This window comes from Lentzea miocenica, from assembly GCF_033949945.1.
In the GTDB taxonomy this organism is placed as follows: domain Bacteria; phylum Actinomycetota; class Actinomycetes; order Mycobacteriales; family Pseudonocardiaceae; genus Lentzea; species Lentzea miocenica.
Map to the genome: position 1 here is coordinate 46,636 of NZ_JAXAVW010000001.1, position 22,325 is coordinate 68,960.

At 68.1% G+C, this 22,325-nt stretch carries 20 protein-coding genes; 13 read left to right on the plus strand and 7 right to left on the minus strand.

Annotated elements, in window-relative coordinates:
• Positions 1-173: 173 nt before the first annotated feature.
• Together SK803_RS00270 and SK803_RS00275 are read right to left on the minus strand one after the other, a co-directional pair.
• Positions 174-1,103 carry a hypothetical protein gene (locus tag SK803_RS00270; RefSeq protein WP_319963623.1) on the minus strand — a complete coding sequence of 310 codons (930 nt, stop codon included), beginning with the start codon at positions 1,101-1,103 and terminating at the stop codon, positions 174-176.
• 244 nt (positions 1,104-1,347) lie between these two features.
• Positions 1,348-2,970: a C39 family peptidase gene (locus SK803_RS00275; protein ID WP_319963624.1), complete on the minus strand. Its 1,623-nt coding sequence runs from the start codon at positions 2,968-2,970 to the stop codon at positions 1,348-1,350.
• Between the two features lie 63 nt (positions 2,971-3,033).
• On the opposite strand from SK803_RS00275, the gene SK803_RS00280 reads away from it, so the two are divergent.
• From SK803_RS00280 to SK803_RS00320, 9 genes are all read left to right on the plus strand, one after another.
• The gene (locus SK803_RS00280; protein WP_319963625.1) at positions 3,034-5,583 is read left to right on the plus strand and encodes an AfsR/SARP family transcriptional regulator; all 2,550 of its coding nucleotides are present in this window, start codon (positions 3,034-3,036) and stop codon (positions 5,581-5,583) included.
• Positions 5,580-6,560 carry a methyltransferase gene (locus SK803_RS00285; protein WP_319963626.1) on the plus strand — a complete coding sequence of 327 codons (981 nt, stop codon included), beginning with the start codon at positions 5,580-5,582 and terminating at the stop codon, positions 6,558-6,560. Before SK803_RS00280 ends, SK803_RS00285 begins: the two co-directional genes overlap by 4 nt.
• 4 nt (positions 6,561-6,564) lie before the next feature.
• Positions 6,565-7,497, plus strand: coding sequence for a hypothetical protein (locus tag SK803_RS00290; RefSeq protein WP_319963627.1), 933 nt, complete (start codon positions 6,565-6,567; stop codon positions 7,495-7,497).
• 24 nt (positions 7,498-7,521) lie between these two features.
• Complete coding sequence (locus tag SK803_RS00295; RefSeq protein WP_319963628.1) at positions 7,522-8,430, plus strand: LysR family transcriptional regulator; 909 nt, start codon at positions 7,522-7,524, stop codon at positions 8,428-8,430.
• 115 nt (positions 8,431-8,545) lie between these two features.
• Entirely contained in the window at positions 8,546-9,694 is a 1,149-nt protein-coding gene (locus SK803_RS00300) for a CaiB/BaiF CoA transferase family protein (protein WP_319963629.1), read from the plus strand.
• Entirely contained in the window at positions 9,691-10,434 is a 744-nt protein-coding gene (locus SK803_RS00305) for a crotonase/enoyl-CoA hydratase family protein (RefSeq protein ID WP_319963630.1), read from the plus strand. The genes SK803_RS00300 and SK803_RS00305 overlap by 4 nt, the downstream gene beginning before the upstream one ends.
• A gap of 1 nt (position 10,435) precedes the next feature.
• Positions 10,436-11,155, plus strand: a complete 720-nt coding sequence (locus SK803_RS00310) for an acetoacetate decarboxylase (RefSeq protein ID WP_319963631.1) — start codon at positions 10,436-10,438, stop codon at positions 11,153-11,155.
• Positions 11,152-12,006: a 3-hydroxyacyl-CoA dehydrogenase NAD-binding domain-containing protein gene (locus SK803_RS00315; protein WP_319963632.1), complete on the plus strand. Its 855-nt coding sequence runs from the start codon at positions 11,152-11,154 to the stop codon at positions 12,004-12,006. Before SK803_RS00310 ends, SK803_RS00315 begins: the two co-directional genes overlap by 4 nt.
• Before the next feature lie 2 nt (positions 12,007-12,008).
• Positions 12,009-13,199, plus strand: coding sequence for an acyl-CoA dehydrogenase family protein (locus SK803_RS00320; RefSeq protein WP_319963633.1), 1,191 nt, complete (start codon positions 12,009-12,011; stop codon positions 13,197-13,199).
• 3 nt (positions 13,200-13,202) lie between these two features.
• On the opposite strand, the gene SK803_RS00325 is transcribed toward SK803_RS00320, so the two are convergent.
• Genes SK803_RS00325 through SK803_RS00340 form a run of 4 tightly spaced genes read right to left on the minus strand, consistent with a single transcriptional unit; the run spans position 13,203 to position 16,165 of the window.
• Positions 13,203-14,231 (minus strand): ABC transporter ATP-binding protein, encoded by a 1,029-nt coding sequence (locus SK803_RS00325; RefSeq protein WP_319963634.1) that lies wholly within the window; start codon positions 14,229-14,231, stop codon positions 13,203-13,205.
• Positions 14,228-15,007: a molybdate ABC transporter permease subunit gene (gene modB, locus SK803_RS00330; protein ID WP_319963635.1), complete on the minus strand. Its 780-nt coding sequence runs from the start codon at positions 15,005-15,007 to the stop codon at positions 14,228-14,230. Before modB ends, SK803_RS00325 begins: the two co-directional genes overlap by 4 nt.
• Positions 15,004-15,756: a molybdate ABC transporter substrate-binding protein gene (gene modA / locus SK803_RS00335; RefSeq protein ID WP_319963636.1), complete on the minus strand. Its 753-nt coding sequence runs from the start codon at positions 15,754-15,756 to the stop codon at positions 15,004-15,006. The genes modB and modA overlap by 4 nt, the downstream gene beginning before the upstream one ends.
• 10 nt (positions 15,757-15,766) lie before the next feature.
• A complete protein-coding gene (locus tag SK803_RS00340) occupies positions 15,767-16,165 on the minus strand; it encodes a TOBE domain-containing protein (RefSeq protein ID WP_319963637.1) in 399 nt (132 codons plus the stop codon).
• Positions 16,166-16,471: 306 nt separating this feature from the next.
• On the opposite strand from SK803_RS00340, the gene SK803_RS00345 reads away from it, so the two are divergent.
• The 4 genes from SK803_RS00345 (at position 16,472) to SK803_RS00360 (ending at position 21,204) form a co-directional block, all read left to right on the plus strand.
• Positions 16,472-17,587 (plus strand): hypothetical protein, encoded by a 1,116-nt coding sequence (locus SK803_RS00345; protein ID WP_319963638.1) that lies wholly within the window; start codon positions 16,472-16,474, stop codon positions 17,585-17,587.
• A 110-nt stretch (positions 17,588-17,697) separates the two neighbouring features.
• The gene (locus SK803_RS00350) at positions 17,698-18,846 is read left to right on the plus strand and encodes an ABC transporter substrate-binding protein (RefSeq protein ID WP_319963639.1); all 1,149 of its coding nucleotides are present in this window, start codon (positions 17,698-17,700) and stop codon (positions 18,844-18,846) included.
• Positions 18,847-18,907: 61 nt separating this feature from the next.
• Positions 18,908-20,173 (plus strand): hypothetical protein, encoded by a 1,266-nt coding sequence (locus SK803_RS00355; protein ID WP_319963640.1) that lies wholly within the window; start codon positions 18,908-18,910, stop codon positions 20,171-20,173.
• Positions 20,155-21,204: a hypothetical protein gene (locus SK803_RS00360; protein WP_319963641.1), complete on the plus strand. Its 1,050-nt coding sequence runs from the start codon at positions 20,155-20,157 to the stop codon at positions 21,202-21,204. The genes SK803_RS00355 and SK803_RS00360 overlap by 19 nt, the downstream gene beginning before the upstream one ends.
• Here SK803_RS00360 and SK803_RS00365 read toward each other — a convergent pair whose 3' ends face one another.
• On the minus strand, positions 21,205-22,170 hold the full coding sequence (locus SK803_RS00365) for an aldo/keto reductase (RefSeq protein ID WP_319963642.1): 966 nt from the start codon (positions 22,168-22,170) through the stop codon (positions 21,205-21,207).
• Positions 22,171-22,325: the final 155 nt, after the last annotated feature.

Consider the following 22,325-nt stretch of genomic DNA (forward strand, 5'->3'; position numbering starts at 1 on the left):
AGCATTTCGACGGGGCGCCCAAGGGGGTGCTGGGCTCATTGTCGGCCCATTTTCCACTGGTTGTGAAAAATGGGAGAAGTGTGTCCAAAATCAATTCAACAGGGAGTTGAACCGTGCGCGGCTTTGGTGGAGAAGGCGGCAGTGGTGGAGCTGATGACAAGTAGGCCTCCCGCCTACTTGATATCCAGTTTCATGCCCACACGTGCGCCGTTGCGCACGCGATCAGCGATCAGGCTGATCTCCTCGCGGCCGCTCGTGTTCGTGCGCCGTTGAATGGAATATCGCTCGGTACCCGACTTCAGGCCGACACCGTCCCAGTAGCCGCTGCAGCCAGGTGGCAAGACGACCGTGTACTCCAGATGTTCGGGTCCCGGCGAGAACCTCTTGACGAACTCCTCTGGCGCGCCCTGCACAAATGGCTGGCACTTCGCGGGAAAGCTGAACTCGGCCACCAGGCTGATCTCGGTGTCGCGAAGTGCGGGTTCGCTGAGGTGCACCAGCACCTTCAACCGCCCTCTGCTCAGCCAGCAGGTGGTCGCGTCGAAGCGGGTGCCGCCTTCGCCTTCGAGTTCGACGCTGCGGACGTGAACTTGGGTCTTGCGCTGGTACCTCGCCGGCCAGTCCCAGTTCGGGCCCTCCCAGAACGTCAGGAAGTCGAGGGCGTCGCAGTCCGGCACGGCGGTGAAGGTGATCTTGTCGTGGGTGTCGCCGTTCGCCTCGATCGTCACCACCTGCCTCCAGTCGGTGACGCGCCACGTGAAGTTGCACCGCTCGTGGAGCAGGTTGCAGTAGCGCAGCAGGAGCCGCCGGTCCAGTTCGGTGCGTCGCCGCCACTCCAGCTTGTTCGCGGCGAGAAGTGCGAACAACCCAAGGACGGCGACAATCACCGCGACTATCGCGGCAGCACGAATGCTGGTCCGCCCCAGCAAGGCCGACAAGATGCCGCCGAACGCCAGAATGCCGAGCAGGCCTTCCACGACACCGATGACACCGGCGTTGAGCACGTAGGACTGCAGGGCTTCCACAGTGGATCCCAGCATTGTGGATTGCCCTGTCTTCAACCGCTTGCGGCGTTTCCTGCGTATATTCGCTCCGAGCGTCATCGGCTACATCCTCATGGCCCCCTCGGCGGGTGCACCCGCTGCTGATTCGCACGATACTTCCGGGTCGAGGGGCCACGATCAGGTTCACACCAATGGGCAGGGTGGCTCTGCTCCGGATCGGTGACGCTGTCCCGCGGCAATCGGTTTCGCGTTAGAATCCTTGCTTCGCCGTGAGGTTTTGAACTGAACGGCCTAACCCCTCCTGCCTGCGTTGCGCGGACAGGAGGGAGATGTTCCAGCTGGATCAGGCCGCCCACATCTGAACGGGCGCGATGTAGTTCCACGTGTAGAGCTGGTTCGCCCCGTCGTAGCTGCCGTCAGTCCCCGCGCCATAGGTGTCGTGGACGTAGAACGAGCCGTTGTCGTGGTAGCCGATGACCACCGACAAGTGCCCGGCGGTCGAGCCCCACGTGCCGCTCATGATGACGAACTTGCCCTGGTCGAGGAACGCGCGGACCTGGGCCGGGGTGAAGTTGCCCTGCTGGACGGCGGCGCCGTTGCGGGCCAGGAAGTCGCGCTCGGACTCCCAGGAGGCGCAGGGGCGGGCCGGGTTGCCGCCGCAGTAGTAGCCGGTGATCCAGCCGTGGGCGCCCTTCCAGCTGCCGGTGCGCGACCAGTCGTTCATCGTGCGGTTGAAGGTGGTGCCGCGGTTGGAGAACTCGTCGGTGATGTAGCGGCCCCACTTCGAGTAGTGCGAGGACGGTTGTGAGACCTGGACGCCGAACTCGTTCGGAAGCTGGTAGGTGACGAGGTCGATCACCGCGCTGGTCGGGCCGCAGGACGAGTTGCCGTTGAACTCGTTGCGCGTGTCCCACAGCTGGTGGATGTACTCGGCGCGGTTCAGGCGGCCCATCGTGGTCACCTGGCCGTCGAGGGAGGCCGCCTTCAGGCCGGACGCCTTCACGTAGCCCTTCGCAGGGCTGCCGATGACGGCCTCACCACCCGAGATGCCGGTCAGCGCGTAGTTGAACGACAGGCCCTCGACCACCCGCGACGCCTTGCGGGTGGCCAGATCCTGCACGTAGACGCCGTTGAACCCGGCGAACTGGTCAGGTCCGCGCGTCTTGTCGGACACACAACCCATGACCTCGTACGCCACGCGCGACCCGTCGGTGCTCCACACCGCGCTGCGGTAGTGGTGGCGGGTCTCGCCGATCAACGGCTGGACGACGCCGTCCTCGGAGACCAGGCCCAGCCACTGCGGGTCGGCGCCGCCGCAGCGGTAGATCTCGTTGTGCTTGATGAAGCTGACGTGCCGTTCGCCGCGCACGTCCACGAGCTTGAAGTCGCGGTAGAGCGCTGTCGCGTCTGAGGTGACCAACGGCTTGGCGGCGCCGGACTTCAGGTCGAACCGCACGAGCGAACCGACGAACGTGCTGTCGTCGGCCGCGTCCGGGTGTTCCACGGCGAGCAGGCCGGTGCCGTCGGAGGTGAAGCCGAGGAGCTGGGGTGCGCGGCCCTTGAGCCTGCCCACGGGCACGCCGTCGACCACCACGTTCTCACCGTCGGCGTAAGCGAGGACCGAACCGTGGAAGACGGCCGAGGTGATCGCGCCGCGAGCCACGAAACGGGACTTGCCGTAGCGGTCAACTGTCTGCAGGACAGCACCGGACGTGCCGTCGAAGTCGGAGATCACGGCGGCCTGGGTGCCGTCGGCCGAGGAGGTCGAACGGACTGTGTAGGCGGGGTCGCTGACGTTGACGGTGGCTCTCTTCACGCCACCGACGAGCACGTCGTAGCCGGTGCCCGAACGGACGGCCACGGACTGGGACGGGCTCTCGGAGTAGGGCTCGGCAGCCTGGGCGGGGGACACGGCCGCGGCCAAACTGCCGAGTGCCACCACCAGGGCCAGTGCGGTTTTCGTCATGGGTCAAACGTGATGACGCGTGGCATGTGTCCGGTATGCGTCCGGTAGATACGATCAGGAGTTGTGGAGTTCCGGGTGCTCGGGCCGGTGGAGTGTTACGCCGATGACGGCGTGCGCCTGAGCCTTGGGCCGCCCAAGCAACGGGCCGTCCTCGCGCTGCTGCTCGCGCAACCGGGGCGGGTGCTGTCGGTCGACCGGCTGATCAGCGTGCTGTGGGACGACGCGCCGCCCAAGACGGCCCTCAAGAACCTTCAGGTGTACGTCTACCAGCTGCGCAAGATCGTCGGATCACGGCTGCTGTCGCGGCCGCCCGGCTATCTCATGTCGGTCGACCCTGCCGAGCTCGACCTCACCCGGTTCACCGAGCTGCTCGACGTCGCCCGCAGGGAACGCACGCCGCAGCGCTATCGGGAGGCGCTCGCGTTGTGGCGCGGGCCCGCGCTGGCCGACCTCGCGGCGTCCGGGTTGCTGCGCGGGGTCATCGCGCAGCTGGAGGAGTTGCGGCTGGCCGCGCGGGTCGAGTGCGCCGAGGCGGAGCTGGACCTCGGGCGGCACGTCGAGATCGTCGCGGACCTCAACGAGTGGGTGCGCGAGCATCCGCTGAACGAACGCCTGCGCGAACAGCAGATGGGCGCGCTGCACCGGGCGGGACGGCCGGCGGAGGCGTTGGCGGCCTACCAGGAGTGCCGAAGGGTGCTCCTGGACGAGCTCGGAGTCGAGCCGGGGGAGTCGCTGAGACGGCTCCAGGCCGAGATCCTGCGGGCGAAACCCGTTGGCGCGTCGGCGATCCGGCAACTGCCGCCCGACGTGGTCACGTTCTCCGGACGGTCGCGCGAGCTGACGTTGATCAAGGCGCAGACCCGCCGCCAGGACCGCGTCGCGGTGTGCGTGATCACCGGGCAGGCGGGCATCGGCAAGTCCGCGCTCGCGGTCAGGGCGGCGCACGAGATCGCGGCGGGCTTCCCGGACGGCCAGCTCTACGCGGACCTCTCCGACGGCGCCTCCGACCGGATCCTCAGCCAGTTCCTGCGGGCACTCGGCGAACGGCCCGGCGACGAGGAAGCCCTGCGCTACCGGTCTCTCACCGCTCAACGACGGCTGCTCGTGGTGCTGGACAACGTCGCTACCGCCGCCCAGGTCAAGCGCCTGCTGCCGACGGGTCCCGGCTCGGCGGTGCTGATCACCTCACGCCGCCCGCTCACCTCGCTGGACGGCGTCTCCTACGTCAAGCTCGGCGCTCTGCCGTTGGAGGAGGCCTTCCAGCTGCTGGAAGGTGTCGCGGGGAAGGTTGACGACGCGGCGGAACTCGTGCGCTGGTGCGGCGGACTGCCGCTGGCGCTGCGGATCGCGGGCGCCCGGCTCGCCGCCCGTCCACAGTGGACAGCGCCGTTGCTCGCCGCGCGGCTGGCGGACGAGGCGCGCCGGCTCGACGAGCTCCGGCTCGGTGACGTCGCGGTGCGGTCGGCGTTCGAGGTCAGTTACGCCGAGCTGGGTTCTCCGGCCGTGGCAAGGGTTTTCCGGCTGATCGGGCTGCTCGACGGACCGGATTTCGCGGTCGCGGCGGCACGGGCGCTGACCGACGTGCCGGACGTCGAGGAGCTGCTCGCCGAACTGGCCGACGCGCACCTCGTCGAGGAACCGGTGCCGGGCCGGTTCGCCCTGCACGACCTGTTGCGCCTCTTCGCCCGCGAACGCTGCCGTGGTTCGGAGTCGCCAGAGGAACGGTCGCTGGCGCTGGAGCGCCTGCACAAGCACTACCTGGAAGCCCTGGCGGACAACCCGACGGACCTCTGGCTCGCCGAGGAGCGCGACAACCTGATCGCCGCCGCCCACCAGGCCTCGCCGGCCGACGCGATCGCGTTCGCCGCCGGGCTGTCCTGGTACTTCCGCCGCCGCTCCGAGGTCGCGGACTGGGCCGCCCTGAACACCCTCGCGCTGGAAGCAGCCCGTTCGTTGGGGGACATCCGTGCGGAAGCGTTGGCGTTGAAGGAACTCGGCGCGGCCTGCGAGCGCGGGTTCAAGTTCGCCGAGGCGCAGCAGCACTGGGCGGCCGCGCTCACCCTGGCCCGCGCGCTGCACGACCGCCAGCTCGAAGCCGTGACGCTCAACAACCTCGGCATCGTGCACTGGCGCCGCCGCGACCTGCCCGCCGCGCTGACCTCGCTGGAAGCCTCGCTGACGTTGCGCGAGGAGCTGGACGACTCGCAGGGCGCCGCTTACGTGCGCACGAATCTGGGGCTGGTGCACGCGGCGCTGGGTGATCTGCCGGCCGCGCTGGTCTGCTACGAGGAGACGCTGACGACGTTCCGGGTGTGCGGCGACCGGTCTGGCGAGCTGCACGCGCTGGCGAACATGGCCGACGCTCACCGCCAGCTCGGGTCGTTGGACCGCGCCCTGGAACTCGCGGAGGAAGCGCTGCGGCTGGCGCGTTCGGTGGGGGACAGGCAGATCGAGGCTGGCGTGCTGCTCGATCGCGGCATCGTGCACGAACTGGCCGGCCGGACGGCGGACGCCAAGCAGTCCTATGGCGAGGCCGTCGAGTTGTCGCGCCGGATCGGGTTCCGCTGGGGCGAGTCGGAGGCAACACGGCGACTGGCGGGGATGGACGGATGAATCCGGGGCTGCTGATCGAACTGACGACCGGGTACTGGCGGTTCAAGGCGATGGCGGCCGCTGTCGACATCGGACTGTTCGCCGCCGTGGATCGGCGTGGTGCGGCCACCTCCGCCGAGCTGGCCGCGGATCTCGGTCTGCAACCACGTCCGCTGCGCGTGTTGTTGAGCAGCTGCACCGCGCTCGGGTTCCTCACCAAGGACGGTGATCGCTACCAGAACGCCCCGGTCGCGGCGGAGTACCTGGTTCCCGGCAAGGAGCAGTACTTCGGCGGGTTCGTGCGGTACAACGACATGGTCGGCTATCCCGCGTGGGGCAGGTTGCAGGAAGCGTTGCGCACCAACGCTCCCACGACTTCGCACGCTTCGTTCATGACCTCCGACCCGGTGGTGCTGGACAACTTCTGGGACGCGCTGTTCGCGATCTCGTCGTTCACCGCGATGGCACTCGCCGACGCCTATGACTTCGGGCGCCACCAGAACCTGCTCGACCTCGGTGGCGGGATGGGCCCGTTCCCGGTCGTCCTGTGCGAGCGTTACCCGGACCTGCGTGCGACCGTCTACGACCTCCCGCACGTCGCCGAGAAGGCCAGGGCGAAGGCCACGGACCGGATTTCCGTGCACGCCGGTGACTTCCTCGCCGACGAGGAGTTCCCGGCAGGGCACGACGTGATCCTGCTCAGCATGATCCTGCACGACTGGGACGAGCAGACATCGCGCGAGATCCTGGGAAAGTGTTACGCCGCACTGCCTTCGGGCGGCGCGATCATCATCTGCGAGCTGGTGCTGGACGACGACGAGACCGGCCCGCAGCTCGCCGCGCTGATGGGCCTCAACATGCTGGTGGAGACCGGCGGCGGGCAGAACTGGACCGGCGCCGAGTACCGCGAGTGGCTCACCGGTGCGGGTTTCCGCGACATCACCACGATTCCGATGCTTTCGGCCGGAGCGAACGCCGCGATCGTCGCCTACAAATAGGTGCATGACGAGAATCCTGATCTCGCTGCTGATCCTCCTGCTCACCCCGATCACCGCGCACGCGTCGACCCGCTGCGAACCGGTGATCATGGGCAACGGTCCCTCGCTGCACCCGGAAGGCGTCACCTACGACCCGATCCGGCACCGGTTCCTGGTCGGCTCCGTCACGCACGGCACCGTCTCCCGCGTCGAGAACGGCCAGGCCCGCACCCTCGTCGACGACCCGTGGCTGATCACCACGATGGGCCTCGCCGTCGACGCCCGCCGCGGCCGTGTCCTCGTCACCAACGCCGACCTGGGCCTCGCCGACCGCAGCAAACCGGAGACCACCAGGGCGTTCGCGGGCTTGGGCATCTACGACCTGCGCACCGGTCGCGCCCTGCACCGCCTCACGCTCGCCACCGGACCCGGCCACTTCGCCAACGACGTCGCGCTCGCCCCGGACGGCACCGCGTTCGTCACGGACTCCATCTCCGGCACGATCTACCGCGTCACCCCGGACGGCACGTCCTCGACGCTCGTCCAGCACCCCGACCTCGCGCAGCCGTCCACCGGCGGCTGGGGCCTCAACGGCATCGCGCACGTCGGCGACAAGCTCCTCGCGGCGCTGTCCGGCGCCCGCAAGCTCGCCGTCATCCCGCTGGCGAACCCGCGGAACGTCACCACCATCACGGCTCCGATCGGCGCCCCGGACGGCCTGCTGGCGTTGTCCCGCAACCGCTTGCTGCTCGTCGACAACACCGCCGCGAATCGGGTCGCCGAGGTCCGCACGCACGACCGGTGGCAGACCGTCGAGGTCGTCCGCGAGGTCGCATGGCCGGACAAAGCCCCCACAACGCTCACGAACACCCCGTGCGGTGCCTACGCCGTGGCGGGCAGGCTGGACGTGTTGCTGGGCGGTGGGCGCAGCGACGAGTTCGTGCTCAGGAAGGTTTGAGCCGGACGGCCTAGTGTTGATCGGGTGGAACTGCTGCATCTGAGGTACTTCGTGGCGGTCGCCGAGGAGCTCAACTTCTCGGCGGCCGCGCGGAAACTGCACATGGCCGCCTCGCCGCTGAGCCAGCGCGTCAAGGACCTCGAACACGAGCTCGGCAACCAGTTGTTCGACCGCAGCACCCACCACGTGGCGCTGACCGAGGCCGGTGCCGCCCTGTTGCCCATCGCGCGGGACGTGCTCGACCGGGTCGGATCCATCAAGTGGCAGCTCGACCAGGCCACGAAACCCGCCCGCGCCACGGTGTTCGTCGGCATGCCCGCCGGGATCCACCCGGCGCTGCGGGAGCGGGTGTCCCTGCTGGCCGAGCGCGTCGAGGAGCGGTTCGAGGTCAAGCGGTGGCCCGGCACGACCACGGACCTCGTCGCGGCGGTGAAGGAAGGGAAGCTCGCCCTCACGCTGGCACGTCTGCCGGTGCAGGAGGCCTCTCTCGACACCCTGCACGTGATGTCGGAACGACTTGGCGCGGTGGTGCCGGCCGACCAGTTCAAAGGCCGTGAATCGGTCAAACTGGCAGATCTCACCGGTCTCGCGTACGCGAAGTCGCCGGAAGAAATCACGCCCGCGTATTTCGAGCAGCTGGACCGGCAATTGGCCGAACTGGGCATCAAAAAGCGCATTCAGCTGAGCAACACCGGCTACCAGGGCACCTCGGAGATCGTGTCCAGCGGGCTGGGGTTCTCCGTCTCGATGCTGGACGAGGGCAGCGCGATGCGTGGCTACCAGCTGGAGAACATGGCGGTCCTGCCGTTCGAGGACTTCCGTGCCCAGCTCGACACCGGGCTGCTGTGGCGGCGCGATCGCGGCGATTCGGGCGATCTCGCCGAGATCGTGCGAGCCGCGCGGGAGGTTTTCGTGGAACCGCTGGTCAAATAGAGAATGGTGTGACCGCTGTGGTCATACCATTGTTCGTGACATGATCGTTCCCTTTCGTCGAATTCGCTACTAGCTTCGGTGCTGCAAGAACGAAGCAGGTGCGAAAGGACGAACGATGAAGGACATCACCGCCGGTCCGCTGGACGGCGTGCGCGTGATCGACCTCTCGACCGTGGTGATGGGCCCGTACGCGGCCCAGATCCTCGGAGACCTCGGCGCCGACGTGATCAAGATCGAGTCGCCTGTGGACACCGTCCGCAACGGCCGCTACCGCACCACGCCGGGCATGACGCCGCTGAGCCTCAACGTCAACAGGAACAAGCGCAGCGTCGCCCTGAACCTGAAGGACGAGGACGACCGCGAGAAGGCCCTCAAGCTGATCGACACGGCCGACGTGCTGATCACCAACATGCGCCCCGGCGCGCTGAGCAGGCTCGGCCTGAACTACGCCGACGTCGCCGAGCGCAACCCCGGCCTGATCTACGCCCACGCCCAGGGCTTCCGCGGCGACTCCGACCGCGCCGGGATCGCCGCCTACGACGAGACGATCCAGGGCGCGTCCGGCCTGGTCGACATCGCGAACCGCGCGATCGGGCGGCCCGTCTACCTGCCGACGATCATCGGCGACAAGGTGTCGTCGCTGACCATCGCCTACAGCGTGCTCGCCGCGTTGGTGCACCGGAACAACACCGGCGAGGGTCAGCGCGTCGAGATCCCCATGGCGGACACGATGATCGCGTTCAACCTCGTCGAGCACCTCGCGGGCCACGCGTTCGTGCCGGAGGAGGGACCGACGGGCTTCAACCTGTCGATGGCCAAGGGCCACCACGCCGTGCACACCAAGGACGGCCTCGCCTGCGTCGTGCCCTACAACCCGCCGAACTTCCGCGACTTCTTCGCCGCCGCCGGACGTCCCGACCTGGTCGGGGACCCGCGCGTCACCGGCGAGAAGATCGATCCCGCCGACAGCGACGACCTGATGGGCCTCGTCGACGAGTGCGCCTCCGCGCTGACCACCGGCGAGTGGGCCGAGGTGTGCGCCAAGCACAGCATCCCGTTCGGGCCGGTGCTGGAGCTCGACAAGGCGCACGAGGACGACTACGTCCGCGAAGGCCACCTGCTCGACGTCGTGCGGCACCCCACCGAGGGAGCCGTTCGCTCGATCGGCATCCCGGTCCGGTTCTCGGCCACGCCCGCCACCGTCCGCCGGCTCGCCCCGCTGCCCGGCCAGGACACCGCCGAAGTGTTGAAGGAGCTGTCATGAACGAGGTTCGCACCGAGCGCGTCGGTTCGGCAATGCTGATCACGATCGACCGGCCGGCGGCCCGCAACGCCGTCAACGCGGCCGTCGCCGCCGAGCTCTCCGCCGCGTTGGACGAGCTGGAAGCCAGTCCGGAACTGCGCGTGGGCGTGCTCACCGGAGCGGGCGGCACGTTCAGCGCGGGCATGGACCTCAAGGCCGCGTTGCAGGGCGAGTCGCCGGAGATCGCGGGTCGCGGGTTCGGCGGGCTCACCGAGGCCGAGCTGACCAAGCCGCTGATCGCCGCCGTCGAGGGTTTCGCGATGGGCGGCGGGTTCGAGATGGCCCTGGGCTGCGACCTGATCGTCGCCGCCGAGGACGCGAAGTTCGGGCTGCCGGAGGTGAAGCGCGGCCTGATCGCCGCCGGTGGGGGAGTCGTCCGCCTGCCGGAACGGATTCCGCACCACATCGCGATGGAGATCCTGCTGACCGGCGAGCCGATCGACGGCGTGCGCGCCGGGTCGCTGGGCCTGGCGAACCGGGTGGTGCCCGCCGGGGAGACCGCGGCCGTGGCGTTGCAGCTGGCCGAACAGATCGCGCTGAACGCCCCGTTGGCGTTGGCAGCCGTGAAGAAGGTGGTGCGTTCGGCTGATCGCTGGGCCGCGCAACGCACTGAGATCGCCCGGCTGATGATCTCCGCAGATGTTCGCGAGGGCATGACCGCGTTCGCCGAGCGCCGCGCTCCACAGTGGACGGGGCGCTGACATGCTCGGGATCACGCCCTTGACCGCTCCCGCGTTTCCCGCGGTGCGGCCCCGGTTCTTAGACCGCGAGTACCTGAACATCGTCTACCGCACGGATGCCGACGCGTTGCGTGCCGTGGTGCCCGCGCCGTTGGAGATCGACGAACCGCTGGTCCGGTTCGAGGTCATGAAGATGAACGACGTCACCGGCTACGGCCCCTACACCGAGGCCGGACAGGCGATCCAGGTGGTGTTCGACGGCGAACGCGGCGAGTACCTGCACGCGATGTACCTGGACAGCTTCGCCGCCACCGCGTCCGGCCGTGAGGTCAGCGCCTACCCGAAGGTGATGGGTTCGCCGACGCTGTACGCCGACAACGGCGCGCTGGTGGGGACGTTGGACTACGGCACGCTGCGGGTCGCCACCGCGACCATGGGCTACAAGCAGTTCGAACTGGACCGCCGCGAGGCTGAGGCGGAGATCACGGTTCCGACGTTCATGCTGAAGACCATCCCTGACTATGACGGAACGCTTCGGGTCCAGGAGCTCGTGCGCACGGAGATCACCGACGTCGTGGTCAAGGCCGCTTACACCGGGCCCGCGCGGTTGCAGCTGTTCCAGCACGTCCTCGCGCCGCTCGCCGACCTTCCCGTGCTGGAAGTCATGTCCGCCAGCCACATCATCACCGACCTGACGCTCGCTCCCGCCAAGCCGGTTCACAACTACTTGGAGGAAGCATGAAGCCCAAGAAGGAATCCAGCACCGTTGCAGTCGTCGGGGCAGGTGTGATCGGCCTGTCGTGGGCCCGCCTGTTCGTCGAGCACGGTCTGACGGTGCGGATCGCCGACCCGCGCCCCGACCTCGCTGAAGCCGTCCCGGACGGTGTGCGGATCGCTGCCACGGTCGCCGACGCCGTGCGGGACGCGGACTTCGTGCAGGAGAACGGGCCGGAGAACCTGGAGTTCAAGAAGAACCTGTTCGCCGAACTGGTCCGCGTCGCACCTGAGCACGCCCTGTTGCTCAGCTCGTCGTCCGCGATCCCGTCCACCGCGTTCGCCGAGGGCATCGACGGTTCGCGGATCCTGATCGGGCACCCGTTCAACCCGCCGCACGTGATCCCGCTGGTCGAGGTCGTGCCTGGTGCGCGGACTTCGGAGGAGTCCGTCCAGCGCGCCGTCGAGTTCTACCGCTCGCTCGGCCGCACGCCGGTCGTGGAACGCAAGGAGATCCCCGGTTTCGTCGGCAACAGGCTGCAGGCCGCGTTGTCCCGCGAAGCCGCTTACCTGGTCGAACAGGGCGTCGTCACACCCGCCGACCTCGACGCCGTCGTGACGAACTCGCTCGGCCTGCGCTGGGCGACCGTCGGCCCGTTCCTCGGCGCCCACCTCGGTGGCGGCCCCGGCGGCTACCGGCACCTCGCCGGGCACATCGGCAAGTCCATGCAGGGCCTGGAGCTCGGCACCCCCTCACAAGATCCCGAACGGCTGATCGAGGCCGTTGAAGACGCTTACGGCTCCTCCACGTACTCGGCGCTGGCCGAGGCGCGCGACCGCAAGCAGCTCGCCGTTCTGACGGCATTGGAGGAGAACTAGTCATGCAACGCTTGGAAGACCAGCTCGTCGCCGACTTCTACAACTACGAGGCGTTGCTCAGCGACGAAGAGCGCAAGATCCTGCTGAGCGCCCGCGAGTTCATGGCCACCGAGATCAAGCCGATGGTCAACGAGTACTGGGCCAAGGGCGAGTTCCCTCCCGAGCTGATCGAGAAGTTCCGCGGCGCGCGCCTCACCGCGTTGTCCTACGAGGGCTACGGCGAACACCCCGGAGCCGTCAGCAACCTGCTCACCGGCATGCTGGCCATGGAGCTGACCCGCACCGACGCGTCCGTGGCCACGTTCTTCGGTGTCCACAACGGACTCGCGATGTACTCGATCTACGCGGGTGGCGACCAGGAACAGCGCGACCGCTGGCTGCCGGCGATGGCCGCGATGGACAAGATCGGCGCGTTCGCGATGACCGAACCGCTCGGCGGTTCCGACGTGGCGGGCGGCATGCGCACCACGGCGAAGCGCGACGGTGACACGTGGATCCTCAACGGCGCCAAGAAGTGGATCGGCAACGCCACGTTCGCCGACTACGTGATCGTGTGGGCGCGCGACCTCGACGACAACAACGTCAAGGGGTTCGTCGTGGAGAAGGGCACGCCCGGCTTCGTCGCGGAGAAGATCGAGGGCAAGATCGCGTTCCGGATCGTCGAGAACGCCGAGATCACCCTCACCGACGTCCGCGTGCCGGAAGCGAACCGGTTGCAGCGCATCAACTCGTTCCGCGACGTGGCCGAGATCCTGCGCGCCACCCGCGGCGGCGTCGCCTGGCAGGCGCTCGGCGTGATGATCGGCGCCTACGAGCTCGCGCTGGCCTACGCCCAGGAGCGCGAGCAGTTCGGCCGCCCGATCGCCCGGTTCCAGCTGGTGCAGGACATGCTGGTGAAGTCGCTCGGCAACATCACCGCCTCGTGGGGCATGCTCGTGCAACTGGCCAGGCTGCAGGACGCGGGCATCTTCCAGGACGAGCACTCGTCGCTGGCCAAGGCGTTCGTCACCTCCCGGATGCGCGAGGTCGTCGCCTGGGCCAGGGAGATCTTCGGTGGCAACGGCATCGTGCTCGGCTACGACGTGGCCCGGTTCTTCGCCGACGCCGAGGCGATCTACTCGTTCGAGGGCACCCGCGAGATGAACACGCTGATCGTCGGCAAGGCGATCACCGGGCAGAGCGCCTTCGTCTGATCGCTAGCGGGGATAGGTGTGGATCTCCGTTGCTTTGAGTGAAACCCACAACAGGTCGCCGGGCTGCAACCGCAGCTCGGCGACTGTCGCTGTGGTGATGTCCGCGAGCACGGCGGGGGAGCCGTCGAGATCCACCCGAGTGGTGTGGGCGTGCTGCTCGATGCCGGAAACGACGGCCTGCCAGGTGTTTCGCGGACTGCCGGCGGGCTTCTCCGGGTAGAGGCTCACCGCGGACGGCGGGAACACCACGTGCACCGGGCCCTCCGCCGGTTCCGCGATGGTGAGCGTGCCGCCGTCGTCGAGGCGGACCTCGGTGCCGGACGCTGTGCCGCGATAGAAGTTGAGGCCGACGAGGTTGGCGACGTAGTTCGTGCGTGGCTGCCGGACGACCTCGCGTGGCGTGCCCTGCTGGACCACGCGGCCGTCTTCGAGGATGACGATCCGGTCGGCGAGAACCATGGCGTCCAACGGGTCGTGAGTGACCAGCAACGTGTGGCCGGGGTAGTTCTGCAGGTGCCTGCCCAGGTCGGAGCGCACGCGCAGGCGGGTGCCGGCGTCCAGCGCGGCCAGGGGTTCGTCCAGCAGCAGCAGTTCCGGTGACGTGGCCAGGGCGCGGGCGAGAGCGACGCGCTGGGCCTGGCCGCCGGAGAGCGTGCGGGGCTTGGCCTTCGCGAACTCGGCGAGCCCGACCTGGGCGAGCCAGCGCAGCGCGATCGCGTTGGCCTCGGCCTTGCGGGTGCCGCGGGCGCGCAGGCCGAACGCGACGTTGTCGAGCGCGCTCATGGTCGCGAACAGCAGGTAGTCCTGGAAAACCACGCCGACGGGCCGTTTCTCGGCGGGCAGCTCGTCCCAAGTGGACTCGCCGACGCTGATCCGGCCGCCGTCGAGCAGCCCGGCCAGGGCGCGCAGGGCGGTGGTCTTGCCGGCGCCGTTGGGGCCGAGCAACGCCACGACCTCGCCCGGCTCGATCGCGAGGTCGAGTTCGAGCGAGAAGCCTTCGCGTTGGACGCGGAGTTCGGCGTGCAGGGTCATGCGCGGATCCACTTGTCCCGCAGCCCGGCCAGCACCGCGACGGACACCAGCAGCAACACGATGCTGAGCACGATCGCGGCGTCCGGGTCGGTCTCCAGCGCCAGGTACACGGCCAGGGGCATGGTCGTCGTCTTGCCGGGGAAGTTGCCGGCGAACGTGATCGTCGCGCCGAACTCGCCGAGCGCGCGCGCCCAGCACAGCACGGTTCCCGCGACGACACCCGGCATGACGCTGGGCAGCGTCACCCGCCGGAACGTCAGCCAGCGAGAGGCACCGAGCGTCGCGGCGGCTTCTTCGTAGCGCGGATCGGCGGCCCTGAGCGCGCCCTCGACCGAGATGACCAGGAACGGCATCGCGACGAACGCCTCGGCGAGCACGACTCCCGTCGTGGTGAACGGAAGTGAGATCCCGAACCACTGATCGAGGTACTGGCCGACCAGCCCGCGCCGCCCGAGCACCAGCAGCAGCGCGACACCGCCCACCACCGGTGGCAGGACCAGCGGAACCGTGACGAGTGCACGCAGAACGCCCCGTCCCGGCAGTTCGCTGCGCGCCAGCAACCACGCCAGCGGCACACCGAGGACGAGACAGACGATCGTCGCGAGCGAGGCGCAGATCAGGGAGAGCTTGAGCGCCTCACCGACCTCCGCGCTGAACAGCTGGGACGGCAGCGTCGCCCAGGGAGCCTCGACGAGCAGGCCAGCCAGCGGCACGAGCAGGAAGGCGAGCCCGACCAGCGCGGGCAGGACCAGGGCGACCGGCAGCCTCGACCTCACGGCGCCGCGAAACCGGCTTCGGTCAGGACCTCGCGCCCCTTCTCGGACAGCACGTAGTCGACGAAAGCCTTGGCAGCAGCCGCGTTCGGCGCCTTGGCGGTAGGCGCGATCGGGTAGTCGTTGACCGCCTTGTCCGCCTCGGCGAAGTCCAAGCCCTCGACCTCGGCGTTGGCCTTCACGTCCGTGCGGTAGACGAGCGCCGCGTCGACCTCACCCAGCGACACCTTGGTGAGCACCGCCTTCACGTCCTGCTCCAGCGTGTCCGGCGCGGCGGTGATCCTGGCCCCCTCGAACACCTTCTTCGACGCCGCACCACACGGCACCTGCTCCGCGCACAACGCGATCTTCAGGTCCGCCTCGGCGAAGTCCGCCAGCCCGGTGATCCTGCCGGGATTGCCCTTGGGCACCGCGATCTGCAGCGAGTTCTTCGCGAACGTCGTCGGCGCCGCCGTGATCGCCCCGGTGTCGGTCACCTGCTTCATGTTCGCCGGCGCCGCGGACGCGAACACGTCGGCCGGCGCCCCCTGGTTGATCTGCTGCGCGAGCGCCGAGCTGCCGGCGAAGTTGAAGGTGACCTTCGAACCGGGGTTCGCGGCCTCGAACTCCTTGCCCAGCGTCTTGAACGACTCGGTGAGCGACGCGGCCGCGAACACCGTGATCCCCCCGGTCACGCCGGTGCCCGTCGGGGTGGCCGCCGGTGTCGGCGATCCGCAGCCCGCCAGCACCAGTGCCGCCGCGACTGCGAGCACGCTCCTCAACTCAGGCCTCCGGGATCTCGACGACGACGTGGGTGGACTTGATGGAGGCGACGGCGACACTGCCCACCTCGAGACCGAGCTCGTCCGCGGACTCGCGGCTCATCAGCGACGTGATGCGGAACGGCCCCGCCTGCATGTCGACCTGGGCCATCACCCCGTCCTTGATGACCCGCGTGACGATGCCCTTCATCCGGTTGCGCGCCGAAGCCGCCACCGTCGCCCCCGGCTCGGCGATGTCCGTCATGGTCTGGGCGAACGCGGCGAGCTCCGTCCCGCTGACCCCCTTGCGCCCGTTGTCGAGCACAACGGACTCCAGGCGTCCCTGATCTATCCACCGGCGCAGGGTGTCGTCACTGACCCCGAGCAGCGCGGCGGCCTCACTGATCCGCAGATTCGGCACAGGAGGGAGTGTATGTCCGCTTCCGCGGAGGATTCAACTGCGGTTGGCAGTGCCTGCGGCTTTGTGGTGGGTGGGTCATCTCAACCGCTGACATGGATGCCCACGCGAGCGCCAGCGTCGACGTTCCGTGCTCACGCGCGCTGCTCTCGTGGGCGGAGGTCGATCCGGAGTTCGGCGCGTGCGCGGCGCTGCTCGCCACTCGGTACAACGGGCGGGCCAGCCGGTACTTGCGAGACGTGTGCCAAGTGCGGTTCACGCGGACCTGGCTCCGGAAACTTTCTGTGCTCTGGCTACGACAACCGAGGCATGGACTCAAGCTTCGACCCGGCCGACTATCGGCTCCTCTGGCCGCGCTCGTTGTTCAAGAAGGCCGCTGTTGATCTACTCGGCAACCTCACTGCCGTCGAGTGGGATGACCGTTGTGCACTCCTGCTCAAAGACGCTTTCACCGGCCAGGTGAGCAGCGGCCCGTTCGACGCCTTCAGGCGGATCCCTGCACAACAAGACTCGTCGGGCCGGTGGAGCGGGCGCGGTCTCTCGGACAGGCAAAGGTTCCTCGAGCACCTGTGGCGCAACATCGACCTGGTGAACGAAGGCCGTTCGTCCCGCAAAAGGTACTGGTCACAGCGCAAGAACGGCGGTCGCGCGCTGACCGGGCAAGGGGAAACCGCGCTTGCATGTGTCGCGTTGATCGATGAGCTCGACACAAAGGGGTATTTCGAGGGGCTGCTCAAGAACAACAAGGTCGACGGTCCGCGGGAGGCGGGCTTGGCCGCCGTCTTCGAACGGGCGATCGGGGTTGGTGGCCTGTGGCCGCCGCAGGCGGATCGGCTCGCAGGGGACTTGGATCTATTTTGTGACGTGATCGAGGTTGTGCACGATCTGGTGGCTCGTCCCGTCGCCCGCTCCATTCCCGGCACTCGGCGGTACTCGGCCTTCTCCGTCGAGACTGGTCGTTCGGTTTATCGGTGGCGTGTCAACGAGTTGCTGGAGCTGAGCGATCTCGGGCTCCTGCTGGCCGATGAGGGTGAGGACATCGGTCGGATGGTGACCGTGACGCCTGACGCTCGGGGCGACCTCGTGGAAGCCGTCGCCGCCATGGAGGAAGGTGGCACAAAGGATCAGGTTGGCCACGCTGTGGCGTTGTTCCGTGCGCGTGGCGCGGACCGGCACCAGAAGCGGTCCGCAGTGGTCGTGCTCGCCCGAGTCCTCGAGAGCGAGCGGAAGCTCCTGAAGGACGAGTTGCTGAGCAAGGACGAAGGCGCACTCTTTCAGATCGCCAACCAGTTCGATCTCCGGCACCAGAACGAGAAACAGCTCTCCGGTTACGACGTTGCGTTCCTCGACTGGATCTTCTGGTGGTACCTCGCCACGATCGAGCTGGTCAACCGCCTGAGTATCAAACAACAGCAGGATCAATAACTTCAGTGTTGACCGAAAGTCATAGTTGTCGCGGGAACCCCACTTATCGGTGGCTTCTCACCTCGTGACCATCGGCGCTTCGCATCACCGCCGATGCTCATAGGGGAGTCATGCTTTCCAGGGTCGTAGCCGTCGTCCTCCTGCTCGCCACCGGATGTGCCGCGGAGCAGGGCGCCGGTCCCAGCGGCGAACCCGTCAAGATCGGATACCTCAACAACGCGTCCGGCGCGTTCGCCGTGCCGGAGCTGCAGACCGGCGCCGAGGTCGCCGTCGCCCACCTCAACCGCGGGGGCGGGGTCCGCAACCGTCCGTTCGAGCTCATCACCTGCCCCACGGACGGCACGCCCGAGCAGTCCGACCAGTGCGCCGCGAAGTTCGTCGCGGAGAACGTCGCGGTGGTGGTGCAGGGCGTGGACACCGGCGCCGACGCCGCGATGCCCAAGCTCGCCGCGGCCGCCATCCCGCTGGTCGGGCACGTGCAGTTCACGCCGGGCCTGATGAACCACAAGAACGCCTTCTTCTTCGGCGCCGCCGCCGTCGCGTACGGCACCGCGGCGCTCAAGTACTACGCCGACCAGGACGTGAAAACGGTGGCCTGGCTGCTGCCGGAGTCGCCGACCACCCGCGCCTTCACCGACACCGTGCTCGCCCCGGCGGCCCAGCGGTTCGGCCTCGGCTACCGCTCGGTCTACTACCCGGCGGACCACCCGGACTGGGAGAGTCTCGCCCGCACCGTCATGACCGCGGAGGCGTCGGGCAGCATCGCCGCCACCGAAGATCAGTGCACGCACATCGTCAGGGCGTTGCGGGAAGCCAGTTATGACGGACGGATCCTCGCCGCGTCGTGCACCGGGTTGTCGAAGTCCGTGGGGAACCAGTCGATCGGCGTCGAGCTGTCCGCCGACTTCTGGCACCCCACGGACCCGATGTCCGCGCCGCCCGCGAACCAGGACGAGATCGAGGAGTACCGGCAGGCAATGAAGGACGCCGGTCACGACGAACCGGTCGCTGGCGCGGTGGTGTCGTTCGCGGACATCATGACGCTCGCGCGCGTGCTGTCCACTTCGGACGGTACGCCGGAGCAGGCGTTGCGGGCCGTGAAGAACCTCGACAGCTTCCTCGGTCCGCAGATCACCTGTGACCACGCCTGGTTCGGCAACTCGGCGTGCAGCACCGCCGTTCTGTTCTACCGATTCCAGCCGAACGGGGCGCTGAAAGCCCAGATCCCGGACTTCATCGAGGTCGCCAAGCTGGGTTGAACGGGCCGTAACGAAGCCGTCCGCACCCGCGACAGGTAATCACTGGCTTCCGGGTGGAGACGTGACTTCCTTGAGTGGTGTTGACTTCGCGATCGATCGGCTCGCCGCGTTCCTCAGCGGCATCGCGTCGCCACCAACGCCGCAGGAGCTCGCCGCGGTGCGGGCGGGCGACGACCTCGAACTCGGCACGATGGCGTGCATCTACACCGCATCCGCCTGGTACACCGACCAAACCAAGTCGACGGACCTGGTCGGGATGACGTTGACACGTGCCGTGGAATTGGACGCCGTGGTCGGCGAGATCCGGCCGTTGATCGACATCGTGCTCGACGACGTGAACCTGCACGACGACGCGATGGACGCGTTCGAGCAGATCGACTCGTTCGTCGCCGACTGCGCGGACGCGAGCCTGGACGAGGCGATCGAGGTGCTCGGCGAGGTCAGGGACCGCGGGCACCGGCTCGCGATCAGGCCGCACTGCGTCGCCGCGCTGATGACCGCGTTGTGGTTGCGGTGGCAGGACATCGGCCGGTCGGAGGACCTCGGCGAGGTGATCGCCGCCGGCGGAGAGGAAGGCGGTGCGCTGGCCGGTGCCGCGATCGTGGAGCGCGGAGACGAGGACCGTCCGGCGTTCGCCACCAGCGAGGTGTGGCGGCAGGTTCGCTTCGACATCGCGATGAGGCTGCGTGGCGCTCGTGCCTCCGCGTATGCCCGGACGCGCGACGCCGTGCACTTGGACGAGGTGGTGCGCCTGGGATCGGTGGCGATGCCGTTCGTGGCAGGCAGCGACAAGCCGTACCTGATGGCCTCGCACGCCGACGCGTTGCAAACGCGGTATCGGTCGACCGGCGACGTCGAGGACCTCGACGGCGCGCTCACCGCTCGGCGCAGGCAGCGGATCCTGTTCCCGCACAACGAGGACGGCTGGCTGCACGCGACCGCGATGTTGTGCGACCTGCTGCACGACCGGCGTGAGATCGGTGAGGTGCCGACCGATCTCGACGAGATCATCGACCTCAACGACGACCTGCTGCGAGACCCGCGGATCCAGCCGGAGCACCGGAACGACCTGCTGTCGAACCAGGTCCAACGGCTGCGCGAGCGGTGGACCCGGTCGGCGTTCGAGGACGATCTCGGCAGGGCGGTCGCGCTCGGACGTGAACTGGCCGGCTCGGCCAGTGACCCCGGGACGTTGTCGTCGGGCCGAGACCGAGCTTTCCAGTGCCAGATGCCAGGTCTGCGGCAGGAGGTCGAGCTACCTCGGATTCGGCCACCTGGAACCGATGCGGGAACGAAAGGAAGTGCGCGATGCGACCCTCGGTCGTGATCAGCGGCAGCGGTGTCCTGGACCGTCGCTACGTGCCGGAGCTCAAGGACGGGGAGACGATCCCTGCCGCGAGCGAGGCGATCGGTCGTGAACTGGCCCTCGCGGGATTCGACCTGGTCGTCTTCTCCAGCAGCGAGAACTTCATCGAGCGACACGTGGTGAAGGGCTACCTCGGCGCGCTCGACGCCGAGCATCCTGGCAACATCGTCGCCCACACGCCCCTTGACCGCGAGGTGGACTTCGACGTCCCCGCGCACCTGAAACACGTGTTGAAGGTGCGGACGGATCCGGCTTCGGAGTGGGAGATCTCCTACTACCGGGCCTTGTTCAACGCGGACAGCCTGCTGCTGATCGGCGGTGGCCGGGCGACCCGGATCGCGGGTGTCATGGCGGTGGCGAGGAGGATGCCGATCGTCGCGGTCGCCTGCTTCGGCGCGAGCGCGCAGACCGTGTGGAGAACCTTCGGCGGACCCAAGAACGACGTCACCCAGGACGATCTCGACGTGATGTCGGCGAAGTGGAGCGATGATTCGGCCGCGCTGCTGGTGAAAAGCCTGCAGGGCCAGCTGGCCCGGCGCGACGAGCATCTGCGTGCGGAGGAGCAGCGGGAGAAGAGCGCCGATCGCTCACGCACCGTGCGCGGACTGGTCGCGATCTTGTCGCTCGTCCTGGCGGGGCTCTCCGTCGTGCTGGCGGCCAAGGCCCAGTCCACTCCCGAGGCCATCGCCTACCTCTTCGCCGGACCGGTGCTGGCGGCGGTCTTCGGCGCGATCATGCGTGACGGCGGGGAGAAGAGCCCGAACATCGTCTGGACGGCCGCGCGAGGTGCCGGCGCGGGAGCGGGCGCCATGCTGCTGTACGTGCTGTCACAGCAGCTGACGGCCGCGCCCGTGCTCGACGTCGAGGCTGTTCGTCGTTTCTGCTGGTTCGCGGTCCTGATCGGGCTGTTCGCCGGTGTCACGGTCGACCTGGTGTGGGCCAGGATGCGCAACGTCGACGTGCTGTCCGATCAGCCGACGAAGGTCAACTGATCAGGAGTGCCCCGCGATGCGGTGCGGCACATACGCTTCCTCCAGCAGCCGCACCTCGTCGTCGGTCAGCGACACCTCCAGCGACGCCACCGCGTCGTCGAGCTGCGCGGGCTTGGTCACACCGAAGATCGGGGCCGTCACGACCGGGTTGCGGTGCAGCCAGGCCAGCGCCACCTGTGCCCGTGACACGCCACGGGCGGCAGCCACCGCGGCCACCCGCTCGACGATCACGCGGTCCGAGTCGGCGTACAAAGTGGACCCGAACTCGTCGGTCTCGGCGCGCGCCGTCACGGCGTCCCAGTCGCGGGTAAGCCGGCCGCGGGCCAGCGGGCTCCACGGGATCACGGCGATGCCCTGGTCCGCGCACAGCGGCAGCATCTCGCGCTCCTCCTCGCGGTAGAGGAGGTTGTAGTGGTTCTGCATCGACACGAACTTCGTCCAGCCGTTCTGCCGTTGCGTGAACAACGCCTTGGCGAACTGCCACGCGTACATGGACGACGCACCGATGTAGCGCGCCTTGCCGGACTTCACCACGTCGTGCAGCGCTTCGAGCGTCTCCTCCAGCGGGACGGACGCGTCGAAGCGGTGGATCTGGTACAGGTCCACGTAGTCCGTGCCCAGGCGGCGCAGCGAGTTGTCGATCTCGGCGAAGATCGCCTTGCGGGACAGACCGGCGCCGTTCGGGCCCTGGTGCATCCGGTGGTTCACCTTGGTGGCGAGCACGATCTCCTCGCGGTTGCCGAACTCCCGCAGAGCGCGGCCGGTGATCTCCTCCGAGGAGCCGTCGGAGTAGACGTTGGCGGTGTCGAAGAAGTTGATGCCGGCGTCGAGCGCGGCCTTGATGAACGGCCGGGAGTCCTCCTCCGGCAACGACCACGGATGGCCGCCCCTCGACGGTTCTCCGTAGCTCATCATGCCGAGGCAGATCTCGGACACGTCCATGCCGGCGAGCTTGGTGTAACGCACGGTCAGCCCCTCAGGAAAAAGGCGGTCACGGTCGGGTGATGGTGGCGACAACCCGTTCAACATCAACGTAGTCCGGCTCGCCGGATCGTGCCTCTGTTCAACACGACAGTGGAAACCAGGCATGTGCACCTGACCAGCGGGTTTAGCTTCATTTC

What these genes read in the sequence shown, in the direction of transcription:
- SK803_RS00270 (WP_319963623.1), bottom strand. Translation starts at nt 1,103, where the DNA reads ATGACGCTCGGAGCGAATATACGCAGGAAACGCCGCAAGCGGTTGAAG.
- SK803_RS00275 (WP_319963624.1), bottom strand. Translation starts at nt 2,970, where the DNA reads ATGACGAAAACCGCACTGGCCCTGGTGGTGGCACTCGGCAGTTTGGCC.
- SK803_RS00285 (WP_319963626.1), top strand. Translation starts at nt 5,580, where the DNA reads ATGAATCCGGGGCTGCTGATCGAACTGACGACCGGGTACTGGCGGTTC.
- SK803_RS00290 (WP_319963627.1), top strand. Translation starts at nt 6,565, where the DNA reads ATGACGAGAATCCTGATCTCGCTGCTGATCCTCCTGCTCACCCCGATC.
- SK803_RS00300 (WP_319963629.1), top strand. Translation starts at nt 8,546, where the DNA reads ATGAAGGACATCACCGCCGGTCCGCTGGACGGCGTGCGCGTGATCGAC.
- SK803_RS00305 (WP_319963630.1), top strand. Translation starts at nt 9,691, where the DNA reads ATGAACGAGGTTCGCACCGAGCGCGTCGGTTCGGCAATGCTGATCACG.
- SK803_RS00310 (WP_319963631.1), top strand. Translation starts at nt 10,436, where the DNA reads ATGCTCGGGATCACGCCCTTGACCGCTCCCGCGTTTCCCGCGGTGCGG.
- SK803_RS00315 (WP_319963632.1), top strand. Translation starts at nt 11,152, where the DNA reads ATGAAGCCCAAGAAGGAATCCAGCACCGTTGCAGTCGTCGGGGCAGGT.
- SK803_RS00320 (WP_319963633.1), top strand. Translation starts at nt 12,009, where the DNA reads ATGCAACGCTTGGAAGACCAGCTCGTCGCCGACTTCTACAACTACGAG.
- SK803_RS00325 (WP_319963634.1), bottom strand. Translation starts at nt 14,231, where the DNA reads ATGACCCTGCACGCCGAACTCCGCGTCCAACGCGAAGGCTTCTCGCTC.
- SK803_RS00345 (WP_319963638.1), top strand. Translation starts at nt 16,472, where the DNA reads ATGGACTCAAGCTTCGACCCGGCCGACTATCGGCTCCTCTGGCCGCGC.
- SK803_RS00350 (WP_319963639.1), top strand. Translation starts at nt 17,698, where the DNA reads ATGCTTTCCAGGGTCGTAGCCGTCGTCCTCCTGCTCGCCACCGGATGT.
- SK803_RS00360 (WP_319963641.1), top strand. Translation starts at nt 20,155, where the DNA reads ATGCGACCCTCGGTCGTGATCAGCGGCAGCGGTGTCCTGGACCGTCGC.